At 43.6% G+C, this 2,771-nt stretch carries 1 protein-coding gene and 12 tRNA genes; all 13 read right to left on the bottom strand.

What is annotated here, in order from left to right:
• Positions 1–156: 156 nt before the first annotated feature.
• The 13 genes from I8U27_RS20280 to I8U27_RS20220 all read right to left on the bottom strand — a co-directional run bounded on the left by I8U27_RS20280 (position 157) and on the right by I8U27_RS20220 (position 2,685).
• Positions 157–231: transfer RNA gene (locus tag I8U27_RS20280), tRNA-Gly, on the bottom strand.
• 13 nt (positions 232–244) lie between these two features.
• Positions 245–320 (bottom strand) — tRNA-His (locus I8U27_RS20275).
• Positions 321–362: 42 nt separating this feature from the next.
• Positions 363–439 (bottom strand) — tRNA-Asp (locus I8U27_RS20270).
• 9 nt (positions 440–448) lie between these two features.
• Positions 449–524: transfer RNA gene (locus I8U27_RS20265), tRNA-Val, on the bottom strand.
• Positions 525–560: 36 nt separating this feature from the next.
• Positions 561–637, bottom strand: a tRNA-Glu gene (locus I8U27_RS20260).
• A 5-nt stretch (positions 638–642) separates the two neighbouring features.
• A tRNA-Thr gene (locus tag I8U27_RS20255) sits at positions 643–718 on the bottom strand.
• 1 nt (position 719) lies between these two features.
• Positions 720–794: transfer RNA gene (locus I8U27_RS20250), tRNA-Asn, on the bottom strand.
• Positions 795–805: 11 nt separating this feature from the next.
• Positions 806–879: transfer RNA gene (locus I8U27_RS20245), tRNA-Gly, on the bottom strand.
• An 11-nt stretch (positions 880–890) separates the two neighbouring features.
• Positions 891–977, bottom strand: a tRNA-Leu gene (locus tag I8U27_RS20240).
• A 105-nt stretch (positions 978–1,082) separates the two neighbouring features.
• Positions 1,083–1,148 (bottom strand) — tRNA-OTHER (locus I8U27_RS20235).
• Between the two features lie 8 nt (positions 1,149–1,156).
• A tRNA-Gln gene (locus I8U27_RS20230) sits at positions 1,157–1,231 on the bottom strand.
• 8 nt (positions 1,232–1,239) lie between these two features.
• A tRNA-Tyr gene (locus I8U27_RS20225) sits at positions 1,240–1,324 on the bottom strand.
• A gap of 782 nt (positions 1,325–2,106) precedes the next feature.
• Positions 2,107–2,685 carry a sugar phosphate nucleotidyltransferase gene (locus tag I8U27_RS20220; protein ID WP_181755126.1) on the bottom strand — a complete coding sequence of 193 codons (579 nt, stop codon included), beginning with the start codon at positions 2,683–2,685 and terminating at the stop codon, positions 2,107–2,109.
• Between the last annotated feature and the right edge of the window lie 86 nt (positions 2,686–2,771).

Raw genomic sequence — 2,771 nt, 5'->3', positions numbered from 1 at the left:
AGCCAGGATCAAACTCTCCATGAAGTTTGATTGCTCAAAAAGAATCAACAGGTCGTGTAATCACTCTTTAGTTTTCAAGGAACACTTTGTTTCGTTTGTTGCGATAGGATCTATCCTATCACGGCTGAGCTATTATATCAACATTTTTTGAGAAAATGGAGCGGAAGACGGGATTCGAACCCGCGACCCTCGCCTTGGCAAGGCGATGCTCTACCCCTGAGCCACTTCCGCATAGTTTATGTCATGGGGCGATCGATGGGAATCGAACCCATGAGTGCCGGAGCCACAATCCGGTGCGTTAACCACTTCGCCACGACCGCCAAAGTTATTCGTTTCTCCTTGCTGAAGCGCTAAGATCTTGGTGGCGGAGCTGACGGGATTCGAACCCGCGATCTCCTGCGTGACAGGCAGGCATGTTAGGCCTCTACACCACAGCTCCCCGGACTAGTGGTGGACGGTGACGGGATCGAACCGCCGACCCTCTGCTTGTAAGGCAGATGCTCTCCCAGCTGAGCTAACCGTCCACAGGTAAGATCGGACAATCCAGCCTGATATATAAATGGTGACCCGTAGGGGATTCGAACCCCTGCATGCCAGCGTGAAAGGCTGGTGTGTTAAACCGCTTCACCAACGGGCCAAATCTGGAGCTTCCTACCAGGCTCGAACTGGTGACCTCTTCCTTACCATGGAAGCGCTCTACCGACTGAGCTAAGGAAGCATGGCTCCTCAGGCAGGACTCGAACCTGCAACCTACCGGTTAACAGCCGGGCGCTCTACCATTGAGCTACTGAGGAATATCGGGAAATGGAGCGGGTGAAGGGAATCGAACCCTCGCATTCGGCTTGGAAGGCCGATGTTCTACCACTGAACTACACCCGCAAACCTTTGTATGGTGCGGTCGGCGAGACTCGAACTCGCACAGCCGTGCGGCCACTACCCCCTCAAGATAGCGTGTCTGCCAATTCCACCACGACCGCATGATATATATTTAATATTTAACTTTATATAATATCGACAATGAATAATTTACTATGAATCGGACTAAAAGTCAACAATAACAAGAAGTCATTTTTTCAAGAATATGGTGAGCCATGAAGGACTCGAACCTTCGACCCTCTGATTAAATCTACCAACTGAGCTAATGGCTCATATATATTGGCTGGGGAGGTAGGGATCGAACCTACGCATGACGGAGTCAAAGTCCGTTGCCTTACCGCTTGGCTACTCCCCAATAACCAGTGGTGGAGGGAGTAGGATTCGAACCTACGAAGGCATAGCCAGCGGATTTACAGTCCGCCCCATTTAACCACTTTGGTATCCCTCCATGTTTTAAGCGGATCAAACCGCTGATCTCCTGCTTACAAGACAGTTGCTCGCCCGCAGAGCTATACACACTTACTTGTTACACAGAAAGTGCTATTGACAATATGATACTTTAACAGGTTTCTAAAACAAAATCAATACATTTTTTATGGGAAAATATTCTTTTTACAACGGTGAGTTTACTTTGGATACAAGCAAGGTGCCCGTTCAGCCCTTTGTATTATATAAAGACAGTTTAAATATATACTGAAATTAAGGTACATTTGAAAGCGTTCTACACAAATTTTCTTTGGGTCCGGCGAGATTCAGATCCCATAACGGAAACAGGAATCAGAAATGCCTGTTGCCCCTTTTCAGTTTGATGACTATTGAGTATTTTTGCTCTTTACACCAGGGATAATATGTAAAGTTTTTTTGTATTCTTTTGTACTCTTGATATTCTAATAAAACCTTATCTCTTTTACAATAAAAAACAAAAATCATTTGAACAGATGGGACCCCCACAAAAAGCCATGCTGGGGGACTTTGCGCTTAGATGCTTTCAGCACTGATCCCTTCCATACATGGCTACCCAGCAGTGCTCTGGCGAGACAACTGGTACCAAAGCGGTATGTCCATCCCAGTCCTCTCAACCTAAGGACAACTCCACGGAGTCTTTCCGTCTTGTTGCGGGTTACCACAGCTTCTACACTTGCAATATAATTTAACCAGGTCTGTGAGAGAGCATGATGGTCGTTATGCTCGGTTTCACAAACAACATTAATTTTGAAACAAAACTATTTTTTAATCACCTTCACCTATTTGTACTGAAGGAATGAAAACTTGGGAATGATCTCCTATAATAACATGCGCCTTTCTTATCTCCTCGAATATTCCTTGCAATGTGGTCTGTTCCCCCAAAATACTGTTAGAAATTGGAGGACCTAAATTCATCATTTTTATATTCCTAAGGCAAATACTGTTTTCTACAGTACAATTCATTAAGACTGAATCATCTTGAATCGAAACATAAGGCCCAATACATGCATTTTTGATTGTGCAATTATTTCCGATGAGAACAGGACCTTTTAAAATACAATTTTCTAGTTTTGTGTTAACTCCAATCTGCACCTTATTTCCAAGCCGGTCAGTAAGCACCCATTGGTTAGCAGCCAACCATCTTTCAATCGTACCTACATCTGTATAGTTTTTGTTGGTAATTGAATAAGAAATCGGGAAACTTTGATTAATCATCCACTGAATAGCATCCGTAATTTCATATTCTTCTCTTTTTGATGGAGTAATATGGTTGATCGATTCAAAAATGGAAGGGTCAAACATATACATACCGATTATAGCAAGATTACTTTTGATCAAGTCCAAAATTGTGTGTAAAATCCTCTCTCAAGATAGAAAACTGGCTCTAGGCTAACTGATGGACCTTTTCAGTAGTTTTAGAGCTTTTTTCT

Origin of the sequence: Paenactinomyces guangxiensis, from assembly GCF_016055185.1 — a bacterium.
Classification (GTDB): Bacteria; Bacillota; Bacilli; order Thermoactinomycetales; family Thermoactinomycetaceae; genus Paenactinomyces; species Paenactinomyces guangxiensis.
Note: the sequence above shows the minus strand (reverse complement) of the source record. Positions and strands in the feature narration are given on the sequence as shown.